Source organism: Pseudomonas sp. GW822-FHT01E03 (assembly GCF_058802985.1).
In genome coordinates this window covers 312,366-328,779 of sequence record NZ_JBXAOQ010000001.1, presented here as the reverse complement: position 1 = coordinate 328,779, position 16,414 = coordinate 312,366, and the positions used below count along the sequence as shown (strand labels likewise).

13 protein-coding genes and 1 pseudogene are annotated in these 16,414 nt (G+C 61.0%); 9 read left to right on the top strand and 5 right to left on the bottom strand.

The window, feature by feature from the left end; all coding sequences use genetic code 11:
• The first annotated feature begins 116 nt into the window (after nt 1-116).
• Both ercA and AC1RP7_RS01400 read left to right on the top strand, forming a co-directional pair.
• A complete protein-coding gene (gene ercA, locus AC1RP7_RS01405; RefSeq protein ID WP_057715188.1) occupies nt 117-1,280 on the top strand; it encodes an alcohol dehydrogenase-like regulatory protein ErcA in 1,164 nt (387 codons plus the stop codon).
• Nucleotides 1,264-3,000 carry a PAS domain-containing hybrid sensor histidine kinase/response regulator gene (locus AC1RP7_RS01400; RefSeq protein WP_493180815.1) on the top strand — a complete coding sequence of 579 codons (1,737 nt, stop codon included), beginning with the start codon at nt 1,264-1,266 and terminating at the stop codon, nt 2,998-3,000. Before ercA ends, AC1RP7_RS01400 begins: the two co-directional genes overlap by 17 nt.
• On the opposite strand, the gene AC1RP7_RS01395 is transcribed toward AC1RP7_RS01400, so the two are convergent.
• Complete coding sequence (locus tag AC1RP7_RS01395) at nt 2,976-3,866, bottom strand: aldose 1-epimerase (RefSeq protein WP_493180816.1); 891 nt, start codon at nt 3,864-3,866, stop codon at nt 2,976-2,978. The two genes, AC1RP7_RS01400 and AC1RP7_RS01395, sit on opposite strands and share 25 nt — an antisense overlap.
• Nucleotides 3,867-4,259: 393 nt before the next feature.
• Here AC1RP7_RS01395 and AC1RP7_RS01390 point away from each other — a divergent pair, with 393 nt between their 5' ends.
• A complete protein-coding gene (locus tag AC1RP7_RS01390; protein ID WP_008046717.1) occupies nt 4,260-4,880 on the top strand; it encodes a TetR/AcrR family transcriptional regulator in 621 nt (206 codons plus the stop codon).
• Between the two features lie 116 nt (nt 4,881-4,996).
• On the opposite strand, the gene preA is transcribed toward AC1RP7_RS01390, so the two are convergent.
• The 3 genes from preA to hydA form a co-directional block, all read right to left on the bottom strand.
• Entirely contained in the window at nt 4,997-6,271 is a 1,275-nt protein-coding gene (gene preA, locus AC1RP7_RS01385; protein WP_102672357.1) for an NAD-dependent dihydropyrimidine dehydrogenase subunit PreA, read from the bottom strand.
• Nucleotides 6,272-7,639, bottom strand: coding sequence for an NAD(P)-dependent oxidoreductase (locus tag AC1RP7_RS01380; protein WP_492586874.1), 1,368 nt, complete (start codon nt 7,637-7,639; stop codon nt 6,272-6,274).
• 162 nt (nt 7,640-7,801) lie between these two features.
• On the bottom strand, nt 7,802-9,241 hold the full coding sequence (hydA, locus tag AC1RP7_RS01375) for a dihydropyrimidinase (protein WP_489848106.1): 1,440 nt from the start codon (nt 9,239-9,241) through the stop codon (nt 7,802-7,804).
• Between the two features lie 553 nt (nt 9,242-9,794).
• On the opposite strand from hydA, the gene AC1RP7_RS01370 reads away from it, so the two are divergent.
• The 6 genes and pseudogenes from AC1RP7_RS01370 (at nt 9,795) to AC1RP7_RS01345 (ending at nt 14,898) form a co-directional block, all read left to right on the top strand.
• A complete protein-coding gene (locus AC1RP7_RS01370) occupies nt 9,795-11,279 on the top strand; it encodes an NCS1 family nucleobase:cation symporter-1 (RefSeq protein WP_057715182.1) in 1,485 nt (494 codons plus the stop codon).
• A 148-nt stretch (nt 11,280-11,427) separates the two neighbouring features.
• Nucleotides 11,428-12,711, top strand: coding sequence for a Zn-dependent hydrolase (locus AC1RP7_RS01365; protein ID WP_493180817.1), 1,284 nt, complete (start codon nt 11,428-11,430; stop codon nt 12,709-12,711).
• 94 nt (nt 12,712-12,805) lie between these two features.
• Nucleotides 12,806-13,240 carry a carboxymuconolactone decarboxylase family protein gene (locus AC1RP7_RS01360; protein ID WP_493180818.1) on the top strand — a complete coding sequence of 145 codons (435 nt, stop codon included), beginning with the start codon at nt 12,806-12,808 and terminating at the stop codon, nt 13,238-13,240.
• Nucleotides 13,241-13,243: 3 nt separating this feature from the next.
• Complete coding sequence (gene sigJ, locus AC1RP7_RS01355; RefSeq protein WP_340316206.1) at nt 13,244-14,137, top strand: RNA polymerase sigma factor SigJ; 894 nt, start codon at nt 13,244-13,246, stop codon at nt 14,135-14,137.
• A 143-nt stretch (nt 14,138-14,280) separates the two neighbouring features.
• A pseudogene (locus AC1RP7_RS01350) lies at nt 14,281-14,706 on the top strand (PAS domain-containing protein); the annotation flags it as partial.
• A gap of 24 nt (nt 14,707-14,730) precedes the next feature.
• Nucleotides 14,731-14,898, top strand: coding sequence for a response regulator transcription factor (locus AC1RP7_RS01345; protein WP_371318495.1), 168 nt, complete (start codon nt 14,731-14,733; stop codon nt 14,896-14,898).
• 626 nt (nt 14,899-15,524) lie between these two features.
• On the opposite strand, the gene AC1RP7_RS01340 is transcribed toward AC1RP7_RS01345, so the two are convergent.
• The gene (locus tag AC1RP7_RS01340; protein ID WP_007976320.1) at nt 15,525-16,292 is read right to left on the bottom strand and encodes an SDR family oxidoreductase; all 768 of its coding nucleotides are present in this window, start codon (nt 16,290-16,292) and stop codon (nt 15,525-15,527) included.
• Nucleotides 16,293-16,414 lie beyond the last annotated feature (122 nt).

Sequence of the window (16,414 nt, the reverse complement as noted above, 5' to 3'; positions counted from 1 at the left end):
CACAGGGGGGCTGCGGTGTTCGCAGAATAGGGCGGATGACCTTGGTCTGATTGCATTCGCAGCTGGATGGTTTAGTGTGGTTTCTACCTTCCAAAACAATAAAAACAGGCTTTCCAATGAGCCAGAGTCTCAACCAGCTGCGCAAGTTCGTTTCCCCTGAAATCATCTTCGGTGCCGGTAGCCGGCACAGTGTCGGCAATTACGCCAAGACCTTTGGCGCACGCAAGGTGCTGGTGGTCAGCGATCCCGGCGTGATCGCCGCCGGCTGGGTCGCCGATGTCGAGGCCAGCCTGCAAGCGCTGGGCATCGAATACTGCCTGTACAGCGATGTCTCGCCCAACCCACGGGTCGAAGAGGTGATGCTCGGTGCCGAGATGTACCGGGAAAACCACTGCGACGTGATCGTCGCCGTCGGTGGTGGCAGCCCGATGGACTGCGGCAAAGGCATCGGCATCGTCGTCGCCCATGGCCGCAGCATTCTCGATTTCGAGGGCGTGGACACCATCCGCGTGCCCAGCCCGCCGCTGATCCTGATTCCGACCACCGCCGGCACCTCGGCCGATGTCTCGCAATTCGTGATCATTTCCAATCAGCAGGAGCGCATGAAGTTCTCCATCGTCAGCAAGGCCGTGGTGCCGGACGTTTCGCTGATCGACCCGGAAACCACCCTGAGCATGGACCCGTTCCTGTCGGCCTGTACCGGCATCGACGCGTTGGTGCATGCCATCGAAGCCTTCGTGTCCACCGGCCACGGGCCGTTGACCGACCCCCATGCGCTGGAGGCGATGCGCCTGATCAATGGCAATCTGGTGCAAATGATCGCCAACCCGACCGACATCGCCCTGCGCGAGAAGATCATGCTCGGCAGCATGCAGGCCGGGCTGGCGTTTTCCAACGCCATCCTGGGTGCCGTGCATGCCATGTCCCACAGCCTCGGCGGCTTTCTGGACCTGCCCCACGGCCTGTGCAACGCGGTGCTCGTCGAGCATGTGGTGGCCTTCAATTACAACTCGGCACCGGAGCGCTTCAAGGTGATCGCCGAGACCTTCGGCATCGACTGCCGAGGCCTGAATCACCGGCAGATCTGTGGGCGCCTGGTCGAACACCTGATCGCCCTCAAGCACGCCATCGGCTTTCACGAAACCCTCGGTTTGCATGGCGTCAGGACCTCGGATATTCCGTTCCTGTCGCAGCATGCGATGCACGATCCGTGCATCCTGACCAACCCGCGCGAATCCAGCCAGCGTGATGTCGAGGTCGTCTATGGCGAAGCCCTCTGACGAGCAACAACGCGCCCTGGCCGGGCTGCTGGGGCTGGGCAGCCATTCGGCGCGCAAGAGTCATTACCCGGAACTGGCCGCGCGCCTGGATGATCTGGAAGCCGAGCGTAACCGCTACAAGTGGCTGTTCGAAAACGCGGTGCACGGGATCTTCCAGGCCAGCCTGCACGATGGCATGCGTGCCGCCAATCCGGCGCTGGCACGCATGCTTGGCTATCAGGACCCGCAGGAGGTGCTGTTCTCCCTGACCGACCTGGCCGGCGCCCTGTTTGTCGACGGCGCGCAGGAGCTGGAAAACATCGGCGAGATCCTCAGGCACCAGCGCAGCCTGCACGGCTATGAAACCCGCTTGCGCCGCAAGGACGGCAGCCATCTCGATGTGTTGATGAACCTGCTGCTCAAACCTGGCCAGGAAGGCCTGGTGGAGGGGTTCGTTTCCGATATCACCGAGCGCAAACAGGCCCAGCAACGCCTGCAGCAACTCAATGACGAACTGGAGTTGCGCGTCGTCTCGCGCACCAATGAACTGCTCGAAGCCAACCGCAACCTTCAGCAGCAGATCATCCAGCGTAAACAGATCGCCAAGGCCTTGCGCGATGCCCGCGATGCCGCCGAGGCCGCCAATCACAGCAAGGACAAATACCTCGCCGCCGCCAGCCACGACCTGCTGCAACCGCTGAACGCCGCGCGGTTGCTGATTTCGACCTTGCGCGAACGCCAATTGCCGGAAGCCGAACAGGTGCTGGTGGAGCGCACTCACCAGGCCCTGGAAGGGGCCGAAGATCTGCTGACGGACCTGCTCGACATTTCCCGGCTCGATCAGGCCGCGGTCAAGCCGGACATCGCGTCGTACCGCCTCGACGAACTGCTTGGGCCGCTGGTGTCGGAGTTCCAGTCCGTCGCCCAGGCGGCCGGCTTGAACCTGCGGGTGCGCATGGCCGATTACGCCATCAGCACCGACTTGCGCCTGATGACGCGGATCCTGCGCAACTTTCTCAGCAATGCCTGCCGCTACACCGATGAAGGCAGCATCCTGCTGGCGGTAAGGCGTCGGGGCGAGATGCTGCGCCTGGAGGTCTGGGACACCGGGCGTGGCATCGCCGCCGACCGGCTCGATTCGATCTTCCTCGAGTTCAACCAACTGGATGTCGGTCGCGCCGCCGACCGCAAGGGCGTGGGCCTGGGGCTGGCGATTGTCGAGCGCATCGCCAAGATCCTTGGCTATAAAGTCGGCGTGTACTCGTTGCCGGGGCGGGGTTCGATGTTCAGCATCGAGGTGCCGATATCCGACGAGGTTCCGTTGCCGGTGAGCCAGGCGGTACCACAACCGGGCACCGGCAATCCGCTGCCGGGCCGCCGTCTGCTGGTGATCGACAACGAAGTGAGCATTCTCGAAAGCATGGGCGCGTTGCTCGGGCAGTGGGGCTGCGACGTTCTGGTCGCCACCGATGAAGCGGCTGCACTGGCAGCGTTACGCGGACAGGCGCCGGAGCTGATTCTCGCGGACTATCACCTCGATCACGGGGTGGTCGGCTGTGATGTGGTGCGACATTTACGCGAGCATTTCCACCAGGACATTCCCGCGGTGATCATTACCGCCGACCGCACCGACCAATGCCGGCGTGCGTTGCAGCGGCTCAACGCACCCTTGCTGAACAAACCGGTGAAGCCCGGCAAGTTGCGAGCGGTGTTGAGTCAACTGTTGGGAACATCTGCCTGAAGCGGCCGATACTGCAGGGTGAAACCCAGTTCGGTGGATTGGCCCTGTTCCAGCAAACGCAACCCCGGCCGACCGGGCAGGTGGTGCGCGTTGACCGGATGGCTCACCGGCTCGATGCAGAAAAACTCCAGGCCCACGGGGCAGTACAGCAGGTAGTAATCGCTGCCGGTGGCCTGGCAGTCGAGCGTGTAACCAAGATCCGCTTGCTCGATCAGGCAGTGACCGTTCCATTCGCAGAAGCCATTGTCCACCAGCGATTCGGGCAATACCTTCAGTTGCTGGAAATCCCACTCGAGCGGCAATGCGCTGAGTTCTGTCGGCAGTTTTGCCCTGTCGCACAACCACACATGCCGGGCGGGTGCCTGTAGTCGGGTGTTCGCGGTGCGCGGCAGATACGGATGCAATCCCAGGCCATGCCACGCAGCGTGCTCGGCCAGGTGTGTGACGTGCAGTTCGATGCTCAGCTTGCCCGCGCTCAAATGGAAACGTTGCCGGGCGCGATAAGCGAAGGGGGTTGTGCTGTCGAGCTGCAGGACCACTTCATTTTCCGACCGGGAAACCACGTCCCACGCCTGCTGCCAGGCGCTGCCGTGAATCGGCAGGGGATCGGTGAGGCTGTTGGGCGCCAGTGCCAGCCAGCCATCGGGGCAATCGAAACCGCCATCGGCGATGCGGTTGGACCAGGGGATCAAGGGAAAGCAGCCGAGTTTGCCGGGCAGGCCGGTATTCAGGGCGTGCTCATCGGCGTGCCGCAACAAGGGCTGTCCGGTGCTGCGCACCGTCCAGTTGACGATGCTGGCGCCAAGCTCGGGTGTGAGGGTGAGGCGGGTGAATTCGTCTTCGAGTTCGATCAGTGTTAGCGACATGTTTACCTGCTGTGTGATTTTCAAGGCTTGCACCGTTCCCTGTGGCGAGGGAGCTTGCCCCCGTTGGGTCGCGAAGCGGCCCCTACGACTTTCAGGCATATCGAGGAGTTTATATTTACGTCTGCTGCGCAGCCTAACGGGGGCAAGCCCCCTCGCCACAAAAGCTCGCTCCCACAAGGGATTGGATTGTCAGCTGGAAATCATCGGCGGCAGCGTGCCGAGCAGGGCCGCGACGGTCAGGGTTTTCTTGAGCAACATCGTGGGTACCTCAGGCAGTTTCCAAGTGCGCAGAGTTTAGCTTTACGACAGTGGCTGCACGAAGTTTCGTTTTCCCCTGTCGCCGCGATCCAGAGCGGATGCTAGTCTTGCTCAACGTTGTTGTCGGGGATCCGCATGGGCAATCACAAGATCGAGATTCGTCGCAGTAACGTCGAAAAAATCCTGCTGGGGGCGGAAAAAGTCTTCGCTGAAAAGGGCTTTGGCAGCACCGCCATGGCCGACATCGCCGCTGAAGTACAACTGCCGCGCTCCAACCTGCACTACTACTTCAGCACCAAGACCGAGTTGTACAGCGCCGTGCTGTTCGACTTGCTGGAAGTCTGGAAGCAGGATGCGCTGTGCTTCGAGATGTTCGATGACCCGCGTGTGGTGCTCAGCAGCTACATCCGCGCCAAGATGAACCATTCCCGCAGCCGGCCCTATGGCTCGAAAGTCTGGGCCAACGAAATCATCCATGGCGCGCCGACCCTCGGCGAAGCGCTGGATGCGAGCCTGTACGACTGGGCCAAGATGAAGGAAGCGAAAATCCGCCAGTGGGTGGACGACAAACGCATCCTGCCGGTGGAGCCCTCGAGCCTGCTGTACATGATCTGGGCCTCGACCCAGCACTACGCCGACTTCGATCACCAGGTGAATATTCTCAACGACCATCAGCCGCTGTCGGACATGCAGTTCGAGAAAGCGGTGCAGACGGTGACCAGTGTGATTTTGCGGGGGATCGGGTTGGAGCCTTGAAAATCTGTGGTGCGGCTGCGGGCCTCTTCGCGAGCAAGCCCGCTCCCACATTTGAAATGCATTCCAATGTGGGAGCGGGCTTGCTCGCGAAGGCGTCAGTTCAGGCACCGCCGGCCTCAAGGGCTGACGTGATACGGATTCCTCGGATCATGATTCCAGTCCAGGAACGGCTTGCCAGTCTCCACCGGTACCATCTCGATGCAGTCCTGCACCGGGCAGGTGATCTGGCACAGGTTGCAGCCCACGCACTCCTCATCGATCACTTGATACTTGTGAGTGCCATCCGCCTGCTTGAGGCTGGCCACGGCCTGGTGCGAGGTGTCCTCACAAGCGATATGGCAGCGACCGCAACCGATACAAGCCTCCTGATCGATTTTCGCGATCACCTGGTAGTTGATGTCCAGGTACTTCCAGTCCGTGGTGTTGCCCACCGCACGGCCGGAAAACTCCGAAATGCTGGCATAGCCCTGACTGTCCATCCAGCGTGACAAGCCGTCCTTCATGTCTTCGACAATCCGGAAGCCATGCAGCATCGCCGCCGTGCATACCTGCACCGAGCCACTGCCGAGCGCGATGAATTCCGCCGCATCGCGCCAGTTGCCAATGCCGCCGATCCCGCTGATCGGCAGGCCCTGGGTCTGCGGGTCGCGGGCGATTTCGGCGACCATGTTCAAGGCTATCGGCTTGACGGCCGAGCCGCAGTAACCGCCGTGGGTGCTTTGGCTGCCGACCATGGGATTGGCGACCATGCGTTCGAGGTTAACGCTGGTGATCGAGTTGATGGTGTTGATCAATGACACCGCATCGGCACCACCACGGTGGGCGGCGCGGGCGGCGACACGGATGTCGGTGATGTTCGGCGTGAGCTTGACGATCACCGGCAGCGAGCAATAGGTCTTGCACCAGCGGGTGACCTGTTCCACGTATTCCGGCACCTGGCCGACCGCCGCGCCCATGCCGCGTTCCGGCATGCCGTGGGGGCAACCGAAGTTCAGCTCGATGCCGTCGGCGCCAGTGGCTTCCACCAGCGGCAGGATGTGTTTCCAGGATTCTTCGACGCAGGGCACCATCAAGGACACGATCAGCGCACGGTCCGGCCAGTCCTTTTTGACCTGGGTGATTTCCCGCAGGTTGATCTCCAGCGAGCGGTCGGTGATCAGCTCGATGTTGTTAAAGCCCAGCACCTCCCGGTTAGCCCCGAAGTGTGCCGAGTAGCGCGAAGACACGTTCACCGCCGCCGGGTCTTCACCCAGGGTTTTCCAGACTACGCCGCCCCAGCCGGCCTCGAAGGCGCGGACCACGTTGTAGGCCTTGTCGGTCGGCGGCGCGGAGGCCAGCCAGAATGGATTGGGTGCTTTGATGCCGGCGAAGACAATCGACAGATCGGCCATTTACGCAGCCTCCACGTTGAGCATCAGTTGAGCGTTGATCGCCTCGGCGGCGCGCTTGCCATGCTGCACGGCTTGCACGGTAAGGTCCTGATCGAGACTGGTGCAGTCGCCGCCGGCATACACGCCGGGGATGCTGGTGCGCAGTTGTTCATCGACTTCGATGCGCTCGCCCTGACGCTTGAGTTCTCGGGCCAGCGGATCGCTGAGGGCGCTGCCGTCGAAGGTCTGGCCGATGGCCTTGAAGATCGCGTCGGCGGCCAGTTCGAAGGTTTCACCGGTGGTTTGCAGGCGGTCTTCCACCAGACGGGTGCGGGCGAAACGCATGCCGCGCACGCGGCCATGGTCATCGAGCAGCACTTCTTCGGGTTGAGCCCAGGTCATCAGCCGCACCTGATTGGCCTTGGCAATCTCCTGTTCGTGATGGGTGGCCCCCATGTCCTCGATGCCACGGCGGTACACCAGATTCACATCGTGGGCGCCGAGGCGGGCCATTTGCACCGCCATGTCGATGGCGGTGTTGCCTGCGCCGAGGACAATGCAGTGGTCGGCCAGGGGCAGTTGGCTCAGGTCATCGGCCTGGCGCAGTTCACGGATGTAGTCGGTGGCGGCGAGCAGACCGGGCGCGTCTTCGTGGGCCAGCCCTAGCTGTTTGCTGGCATTGAGCCCGAGGCCGAGGAACACCGCATCGAACTGTTGCTGCAGTTCACTGAGGGTCAGGTTCTCACCGAGTTTCTGCCCGTGGCGGATTTCGATGCCGCCAATCTCCAACAGGAACTCAAGTTCCTTTTGCGCGTAGTCATCCACCAGTTTGTATTTGGCGATTCCGTACTCGTTGAGGCCGCCAGCCTTTTCCCGCGCCTCGAAAATCACCACGTCATGCCCGTGCATGGCACTGCGGTGGGCGCAGGACAAACCGGCCGGACCGGCACCCACCACGGCGATGCGTTTGCCGGTGGCGGCAGCACGCTGGAAGGGGTGCGTGCTGAAATGGGCGTTGTCCACGGCGTAACGTTGCAACAGGCCGATCATGACCGGCGCGCATTCGTGAGTGTTGTTGCGCACGCAGGCCTGCTGGCAAAGAATCTCCGTCGGGCACACCCGGGCGCAACTGCCACCGAGGATGTTGGCCGAGAGGATTTTCTGCGCGGCGCCTTGCACGTTGTCCTGCGCAATGTTGCGGATGAACGAGGGAATGTCGATCTCGCTCGGACAGGCATTCACGCAGGGCGCGTCGTAGCAATACAGGCAGCGCGAGGCTTCCAGGTGCGCCTGGCGCTCGTTGAGCGGCGGTGCCAGATCGGTGAAGTGGCCGGCGAGGGCGGCCGCATTCTCAACGGGATGCGGGAGGTGGTCCAGGGTCTTGATCACGGTTTTGGCCTCACGGTTATTTGAGGTGCTGCCTCTGAATGGGCATTGTTTTTTGTGTTGTCTGTGCGGGCCTCATCGCGAGCAAGCTCGCTCCCACAGGGATCTCGGGTGTTCACAAAACCTGTGGGAGCGAGCTTGCTCGCGATAGGCCGAAGGCCGCTTTCAGCGTTTCACGGCAACCGGCTTGTGCAACTCAGCCCGCTTGCTCAGCAAATCAAACACCGCCGGATACGCCGGTCGTTCGATGTAGCGCCCGGCCCCGCGTTCGGCCCGCAGGTCGCCGTCGGCCCAGACCACGCGGCCCTGGCTGATGGTGTGGCTGGGCACGCCGCGCACGGTCTTGCCTTCGAAGATGTTGAAGTCCACCTGCTGATGGTGGGTCTTGGCGGAAATGGTCCGCGTGCCTTGCGGGTCCCACAGCACCAGGTCGGCATCGGCACCCACACGAATCGCGCCTTTGCGTGGGTAGAGGTTGAAGATCTTCGCCGTGTTGGTGGACGTCAGCGCGACGAATTGCTGCATCGAAAAGCGTCCGCTGTTCACGCCTTCATCCCACAACACCGCCATGCGGTCTTCGATGCCGGCGGTGCCGTTGGGGATCTTGCTGAAGTCGTCGCGGCCAGCGGCTTTTTGCTCGGCGCAGAAGCAGCAGTGGTCGGTGGCGGTGGTGTGCAGGTTGCCCGATTGCAAGCCATGCCAGAGTGCCTCTTGATGGCCGCGGGGGCGGAACGGCGGGCTCATCACGTAACCGGCGGCGGTTTGCCAGTCCGGATCGCGGTAGACGCTGTCGTCCAGCAGCAGGTGCCCGGCCAGTACTTCGCCGTAGACCGGCTGGCCCTTGCCCCGGGCGTAGGTGATTTCGTCCAGGGCTTCCTTGGTCGAGACGTGAACCAGGTACAGTGGCGTGCCCAGGGTTTCGGCGATGCGGATCGCCCGGCTCGCGGCCTCGCCCTCAACCTGTGAAGGCCGCGACAGCGGATGCGCTTCCGGTCCGGTGATGCCCTGGGCCATCAGCTTGCGTTGCAGGTGATACACCAGTTCACCGTTTTCCGCGTGAACGGTCGGCACCGCGCCCAGTTCCAGGCAGCGTTCGAAACTCGCCACCAGGGTGTCATCGGCGGCCATGATCGCGTTCTTGTAAGCCATGAAATGCTTGAAGCTGTTGACGCCGTGCTGGCTGACCAGTTCGGCCATTTCCTCGCGGACCTGTTCGCTCCACCAGGTGATGGCAACGTGAAAGCCATAGTCCGACGCCGACTTCTCGGCCCAGCCACGCCACTGATGGAAGGCTTCGAGCAAGGATTGCTGCGGGTTGGGAATCACGAAGTCGATGATCGACGTGGTGCCGCCGGCCAGTCCGGCCGCCGTGCCGCTGTAGAAGTCTTCGCTGGCCACCGTGCCCATGAAGGGCAGTTGCATGTGGGTGTGCGGGTCGATGCCGCCGGGCATCAGGTATTGGCCGCTGCCGTCGAGCACTTCGGCGCCTGCAGGTACATCGAGATTTTCGCCGATGGCCTTGATCACGCCGTCTGCGCAATACACATCGGCGCGATAACTTTCATCATGGGTAATAAGGGTGGCGCCACGGATCAACAGAGACATTCCGAGTTCCTCGCAGGCAATGACCGGTTTATGCCGGTTCTAGATGTTCTATATAAAAACAGCCCGGTCAGATTGATTCCTGTCAGTGCTGTCAGGATTAAACGCTAGCTGCAGTTATCCGAATCGGCAAGAATATTTTTTATAAGCTTATGCAGGTATTAACTAATTGATAATTAAAGATTAATTACAAGAATCACCAAAATGGGGAGGCCGTTCACCATTTTGACGCACTTGACAGGATCGAAAAATAGTCAAGATTTCTTATGTGAAATCAGCTGTTTGAGTATGGTCTATGGTTGATGCGCAGCCATTGAAAAAAAGATCAACGCACCAGATTGAGTCCTGACTGTCAGGACAACTTGTCTGGCATTCGGCCTGAGTGGCATGACATGCAACTGAGGACTGCATCGTTGACTGCATAAAACTGATAAACATCAGTTGCTTACAGAGTGTTTATGGAACTGCCCGATGCGTAAGCGGGGCACCCGGCACGTTTATTGATGCCGCCAGCCCCCGATGAGCAAAAAATAATTCAAAGAACAGTGGAGCGGCCATGCAACAGATCAGATCGCAAGTGACCGAGCGCGACGGCTTGTTCGAGCTCGAAGCCGGCAGCGATGTCCTCGACAGTCCCCGTTACAACCACGACATTGCACCGACCAAGGTGCGCGAACGCACCTGGAACAAATGGCACATCACCGCGCTGTGGGTAGGCATGGCGATCTGCGTGCCGACCTACACCCTTGGTGGCGTGCTGACCGCGTACTTCGGCCTGACCGTCGGTGAAGCGCTGCTGGCGATTCTGTTTGCCAACATCATCGTGCTGATTCCCCTGACGCTTAACGCCTTTCCCGGCACCAAGTACGGTATTCCCTTTCCGGTGTTGCTGCGCTCGTCCTTCGGCGTGCTCGGCTCCAACATTCCGTGCCTGATCCGCGCCCTGGTGGCGTGTGGCTGGTTCGGCATCCAGACCATGTTCGGCGGGCTGGCGATTCACCTGTTCCTCGGCTCGGTGTTCGAGGGCTGGAAGTCCCTGGGCGGCACCGGTGAGGTCATCGGCTTCATGGTGTTCTGGGCGCTGAACCTGTGGGTGGTGATTCGCGGTGCCGAGTCGATCAAATGGCTGGAAACGCTCTCGGCACCGCTGTTGGTGCTGGTTGGGGTAGGGCTGTTGGTGTGGGCCATGCCCAACGTGTCGATGACCGAGTTACTGGCGATCCCGGCCAAGCGCCCCGAAGGCGCGGGCGTGGCCAGTTACTTCGCGGCCGGGCTGACCGCGATGGTCGGGTTCTGGGCCACGCTGTCGCTGAACATCCCCGACTTCAGCCGCTACGCGAAAAGCCAGAAGGACCAGATCGTCGGGCAGATCATCGGCTTGCCACTGACCATGTTCCTGTTTGCCTCCCTGGGCGTGGTGATGACCGCCGCCTCGGTGAAGCTGGTGGGCGTGACGGTGTCCGACCCGGTGACCCTGATCGGCCATATCCAGAGTCCGGTCTGGGTGGCGCTGGCCATGGCACTGATCATCATCGCCACGCTGTCGACCAACACCGCGGCCAACATCGTATCGCCCACCAACGATTTCCAGAACATCGCACCCAAGGCGATCAACCGGACCAAAGCGGTAATCCTCACCGGGCTGGTCGGACTGGCGCTGATGGCCCATGAACTGCTGAAAAAGCTCGGCCTGATCGTTTCCGATCTCAGCCTGGAAACGGTCTATTCCAACTGGTTGCTCGGCTATTCCAGCCTGCTGGGGCCGATCGCCGGGATCATGGTGGTGGACTATTTCCTGATCAAGAAGCAGCAACTGGACCTCGCCGGCCTGTACCGCGATGACGTATATCCGGCGTGGAACTGGAGCGGGTTCATCGCGTTTGGTGTGCCGGTGGTGCTGACGCTGCTGTCCCTGGGCAGCGACGCGTTCAGCTGGTTCTACAGCTATGGCTGGTTCACCGGCTCGGCGCTGGGTGGGATTATTTATTACGGGTTGAGTGTGATGCGGCCCAGCCCATCAATAGCTAAAACTGCGGTGTAAGGGAGGGCCTCATCGCGGGCAAGCCCGCTCCCACAGGTTTTGTGAACACCCGAGAACCCTGTGGGAGCGGGCTTGCCCGCGATGGCGGCCTCAGGTTCACCAACGAATTGCCTGAAGAAACACACAAGAACAGCCTGAGGAAATCATCATGAACGCGGCCGTAGACGTTCTGCAGTCCAGCCATCAGCACATCAACCGCGACCGCCTGTGGCAATCGCTCATGGAACTGGCCAGGCTCGGCGCCACGGTCAAGGGCGGCGTGTGTCGCCTGGCCCTGACCGATCTGGATCGCCAGGCCCGGGACATCTTCGTCAAATGGTGTATCGATGCCGGCTGCACCGTGAGCATCGACGCCGTCGGCAACATCTTCGCCCGTCGCCCCGGGCGCAATCCCGATCTGCCACCGGTGATGACCGGCAGCCACATCGACACCCAGCCCACCGGCGGCAAGTTCGATGGCTGCTTCGGTGTGCTGGCCGGCGTCGAAGTGCTGCGTACCCTCAACGACCTCAACATCGAAACCGAAGCGCCGCTGGAAGTGGTGGTCTGGACCAACGAAGAAGGCTCGCGCTTCGCCCCGTGCATGATGGGTTCCGGCGTGTTCGCGGAAAAATTCACCCTCGAGGAAACCCTGGCCAAGGTCGATGCCGAGGGCGTGACGGTGGGGCAGGCACTGAATGCCATTGGTTACGCCGGGCCGCGCAAAGTCAGCGGCCACAAAGTCGGCGCCTACTTTGAAGCCCACATCGAGCAAGGCCCGATACTGGAAGACGAACGCAAGACCATAGGCGTGGTCATGGGCGCCCTCGGGCAGAAATGGTTTGACCTCAAGCTGCGCGGCGTCGAAGCCCACGCCGGCCCGACCCCGATGCACCTGCGCAAGGACGCCCTGGTCGGCGCCGCGGTGATCGTCGGTGCGCTCAACCGCGCCGCCCTCAGCCATCAACCCCATGCCTGCGGCACCGTCGGTTGCCTGCAAGCCTATCCCGGCTCGCGCAACGTCATCCCTGGTGAAGTGCGCATGACCCTGGACTTCCGGCACCTGGAACCGGCGCGCCTGGACTCGATGATTGCCGAAGTGCGTGAAGTCATCGAAACCACCTGCGACGAACACGGCCTGGCCTTCGAACTCACGCCAACGGCCGACTTCCCACCGCTGTACTTCGACAAGGGCTGCGTCGAAGCGGTACGCGGCGCCGCCCAAAGCCTGGGCCTGTCGCACATGGACATTGTCAGCGGCGCGGGCCACGACGCAATCTTCCTCGCCGAACTCGGCCCGGCCGGGATGATCTTCGTGCCGTGCGAAGGCGGCATCAGCCACAACGAAATCGAAAACGCCGCGCCGGATGACCTGGCGGCCGGGTGTGCGGTGCTGTTGCGGGCAATGCTGGCGGCTTCGGCGGCGATTGCGAAGGGAGAGTTGGCTGCTTGAACCGAGTGACGTGCGCTGAATGAATCAGCGCACGTCACAAACCCCAACGCTCAATCGTCATCCTGTTGAACCTCTCAAACAGTGGAGCAACCCGATGTCGTCCAACACCCAAGCGGTCAACCTGCTGCAATCAATTCCACAGGTTTTCGAAAGCCTGACCCAGGTTCATGTCGCGCTCGATCAGCATGATCTTGATCCAGGCCTCAAGCACTTGATCCACCTGCGCGCCTCGCAGATCAACCAATGCGGTTTTTGCGTGAAGATGCACACCCGCGAAGCCCGGGAAGCCAATGAAACCAACGAGCGTCTGGATCGCCTGATCGTCTGGCGTCACGTCAGTGATTTCAGTGCTGCGGAGCGCGCTGCGCTGGCGTGGACCGAAGCCTTGACGATACTGGATGAAAAAACCGATTACGCCAGCCTGCGCGGTGAACTGAGGGCGTATTTCAAAGACGAACAGATCGGCGCCTTGACGGCCGAGATCGGCATGATCAACCTGTGGAACCGCTTGCAGGTGTCGAGGCACTGATTGATGAACTGCGCTGAAAACGCCGCCACTGTGTTCGAGCAGCGCCGGCCCTTTTTGCTTGGTCTGGCCTATCGCATTCTCGGTTCGCGCGCCGAAGCCGAGGATGCGGTGCAAGAGTTGTTCATCAAGTGGCTGGAGGCCGACCGGGCCTCCATCGCCACGCCGGCCGCCTGGCTTACCACCGCCTGCACCCGCCATTGCATTGACCTGCTACGGTCGGCGCACAAGTCCCGGGTAGATTACATCGGTACCTGGCTGCCGGAGCCGATCCACACGGCGCATCAGGACTCACCCGAGCACATGCATGAACTGGCTTCGTCGCTGTCCACCGCGTTCGTGTTGTTGCTGGAGCGGCTGACACCCAAGGAGCGTGCCGCGTACCTGCTGTACGAAATCTTCGACATGGATTACCCGCAGGTTGCCGATGCGGTCGGGGTGCAGGAAGCCGCTTGCCGCAAACTGGTGTCTCGGGCCAAGGCGAGTCTTGGCAGTGCCCAGGCCCGCTATCAACCGGAACCTGTGCGCCAAAACCAGTTGCTCAGTGCCTTCCACAACGCCATTACCAGTGGTTCCACGGCGAACTTGAGCGTGATGCTGAGCGAAGACGTCGAACTCTGCGCCGACAGCGGCGGCAAGGCTTCGGCGATCCGTGAAACGCTGTTTGGCATCGAAAGCGTGCTGGATTTCATTGGTCAGTCGTTGCACGCCTATTGGCAAACCTGTGAATGGCTGCCCGTTGAAATCAATGGGGCCCGAGGCGCCATCATCAAGGCCGACGGCGTTATCACCGCGTCGATGACGTTTGCTTTCGATGAAACCGGGCGGGTGAATCGGGTTTTCATCATGCGTAATCCGGACAAGTTGGCGGGGCTTGACGCGTCCTTTAACGTGCGATAGTCAAAGGACCACCGGCCCTCCAGGCTTTTCGCTGACCTACTCAACCGCTTTCGCGAGCAAGCCCGCTCCCACAAGGTTCGTTGCACTAACCAAAACTCCGGCGGTCGTATTCTTCACAGGGGCACCATACTTGTGGAGTCGAAATGAGCCAGCACGTCCTTTCCACGGAGGCCAATCGTCGCCAGTTGCAGCAAATCATCGCCTGCTTGTCCGACGGGGTGATTCTGCTCGATCCCGACCAGAGCATCCTGTGGGCCAACGAGGCGGCGCTGGCCATGCACGGTGCCTCGCAGATCAGCGACCTGGGCAGCAACGCCAAGGCCTATGTCAAACGCTTCGCCCTGCGTTATCGCAACAATCACCTCGTGCCGGCCGACAGCTACCCGATCAGTCGGGTGGCCCGTGGCGAGACGTTCAGCGATGTGCTGGTGGAGGTGACATCGGCGGGGAACGAAGCGTACACCTGGGTCCATCGCGTGCGCAGCCTGGTATTGGTTGACGGCCGTGGCAAACCGGAGTCGCTGGTCTTGATCATGGACGATGTCACCGACCGGGCCAGCACTGGGCAACTAACCGCCCGTGAGCGCGATGTACTGGGTCTGATCTGCGAAGGCCTGGCCGACAAGGACATCGCCGCGCGCCTGAAACTGGCACCGAACACAGTGCGCAACCATGTGGCGACGGTGTACTCCAAGCTCAATGTGCACAGCCGCAGCGAGGCGATTGTCTGGGCGCGGGAGCGGGGGACTGTTCTCTGGTGAATCCCGGTCGAAGGGGCAGGGTTAACCTACAAACGCACTATCGGTCACCGCATTGATCGAAGAACTGCGTTACGAACTGGACAGCAATTCCTTGCAGCGCCCTGATTCGGTGATGTAAGAACTGTCAGCTTTTACGGGTACTGGTCACGGATTGGGCTATAAATGATTCGCAGATATTTATTTTTTTGACAGGTGCATGGATTTTGCGCGCCGGTTTTGTTGTCACAAAAAAGTGTCTATCACTTATCGCGGGTCAACCTATGAAAACTCTTGGGAAACGCGTTATCTCACCCTTGTCGCTGGCATTCTGCGTGGCGATCCTCGGCGGCTGTGCCAGTCCGCCACCCCCTCCAGCGGTCACTCCACCCCCTCCTGAACGCACCTGCCAGGCCATGGATAAAACCGATGTCCTGGGCGATGTACGGGCTGAAGACGGGCAGGTGACCCGAGTCACTACCACGACTCGTTGCGTCACGCAGTAAGCCCGGACGCTGCGATGTGCAACAACCCCGACTGTGGGAGCGAGCTTGCTCGCGATAGCGGCGTATCAGTCGACATCGATGTTGAATCTGATACCGCCATCGCGAGCAAGCTCGCTCCCACAGGGATTTGTGCTGTTCAGACGATCAGGACAGGAAGCCGCCATCCACATTCAGCGAAACGCCGGTGGTGTAGCTGGAAGCATCGCTGGCCAGGTACAGCACTGCGCCGGCCATTTCGCTTGGGTCAGCCACGCGCTTGAGCGGGATCTGTTGCAAAGCGGTGTTCAGGATGGCTTCGTTTTTCACCAGTGCCGAGGCGAACTTGGTGTCGGTCAGACCCGGCAGCAAGGCATTGCAGCGAATCCCGAATTGCGCACATTCCTTGGCGAAGACTTTGGTCATGTTGATCACCGCCGCCTTGGTCACCGAGTAGATGCCTTGGAAGATACCCGGTGAAACACCGTTGATCGAAGCCACGTTGATGATGCTGCCGCCGCCGTTTTCGCGCATCAGCTTGCCGGCTTCGACCGACATGAAGAAGTAGCCGCGGATGTTCACGTCGACGGTTTTTTGAAAGGCGCTGAGGTCGGTGTCCAGCACGTTGCAGAACTGCGGGTTGGTCGCGGCGTTGTTGACCAGGATGTCCAGGCGCCCGAACTGTTCCTTGATGCCGGCGAAGACCTGGCTGATCTGTTCCATCTCGCCGATGTGGCAGGCAATGGCGGTGGCCTTGCCGCCGGCGGCGATGATGGCGTCGGCGACGTGCTGGCAGCCTTCAAGCTTGCGGCTCGACACGATCACGTGGGCGCCTTGCTGGGCCAGTAGTTTGGCGATGGCCTCACCGATGCCACGGCTGGCGCCGGAGACGAAAGCGATCTTGCCGTCGAGGTCGAACAACTGAGTCTTGGACATGGGATTCCCTTATGAAAAGTCTTGTTATCGAGTCAAATGCCGTGTTGCGGCTAATGCTGTTCAGTTGAGTCCAGTCAGTGCGCGTTATCGTTCACGGTCTTCGCGCGCAGGCTTGCTCCTAC

What these genes read in the sequence shown, in the direction of transcription:
- ercA (WP_057715188.1), top strand. Translation starts at nt 117, where the DNA reads ATGAGCCAGAGTCTCAACCAGCTGCGCAAGTTCGTTTCCCCTGAAATC.
- AC1RP7_RS01400 (WP_493180815.1), top strand. Translation starts at nt 1,264, where the DNA reads ATGGCGAAGCCCTCTGACGAGCAACAACGCGCCCTGGCCGGGCTGCTG.
- AC1RP7_RS01395 (WP_493180816.1), bottom strand. Translation starts at nt 3,866, where the DNA reads ATGTCGCTAACACTGATCGAACTCGAAGACGAATTCACCCGCCTCACC.
- AC1RP7_RS01390 (WP_008046717.1), top strand. Translation starts at nt 4,260, where the DNA reads ATGGGCAATCACAAGATCGAGATTCGTCGCAGTAACGTCGAAAAAATC.
- preA (WP_102672357.1), bottom strand. Translation starts at nt 6,271, where the DNA reads ATGGCCGATCTGTCGATTGTCTTCGCCGGCATCAAAGCACCCAATCCA.
- hydA (WP_489848106.1), bottom strand. Translation starts at nt 9,241, where the DNA reads ATGTCTCTGTTGATCCGTGGCGCCACCCTTATTACCCATGATGAAAGT.
- AC1RP7_RS01370 (WP_057715182.1), top strand. Translation starts at nt 9,795, where the DNA reads ATGCAACAGATCAGATCGCAAGTGACCGAGCGCGACGGCTTGTTCGAG.
- AC1RP7_RS01365 (WP_493180817.1), top strand. Translation starts at nt 11,428, where the DNA reads ATGAACGCGGCCGTAGACGTTCTGCAGTCCAGCCATCAGCACATCAAC.
- AC1RP7_RS01360 (WP_493180818.1), top strand. Translation starts at nt 12,806, where the DNA reads ATGTCGTCCAACACCCAAGCGGTCAACCTGCTGCAATCAATTCCACAG.
- sigJ (WP_340316206.1), top strand. Translation starts at nt 13,244, where the DNA reads ATGAACTGCGCTGAAAACGCCGCCACTGTGTTCGAGCAGCGCCGGCCC.
- AC1RP7_RS01340 (WP_007976320.1), bottom strand. Translation starts at nt 16,292, where the DNA reads ATGTCCAAGACTCAGTTGTTCGACCTCGACGGCAAGATCGCTTTCGTC.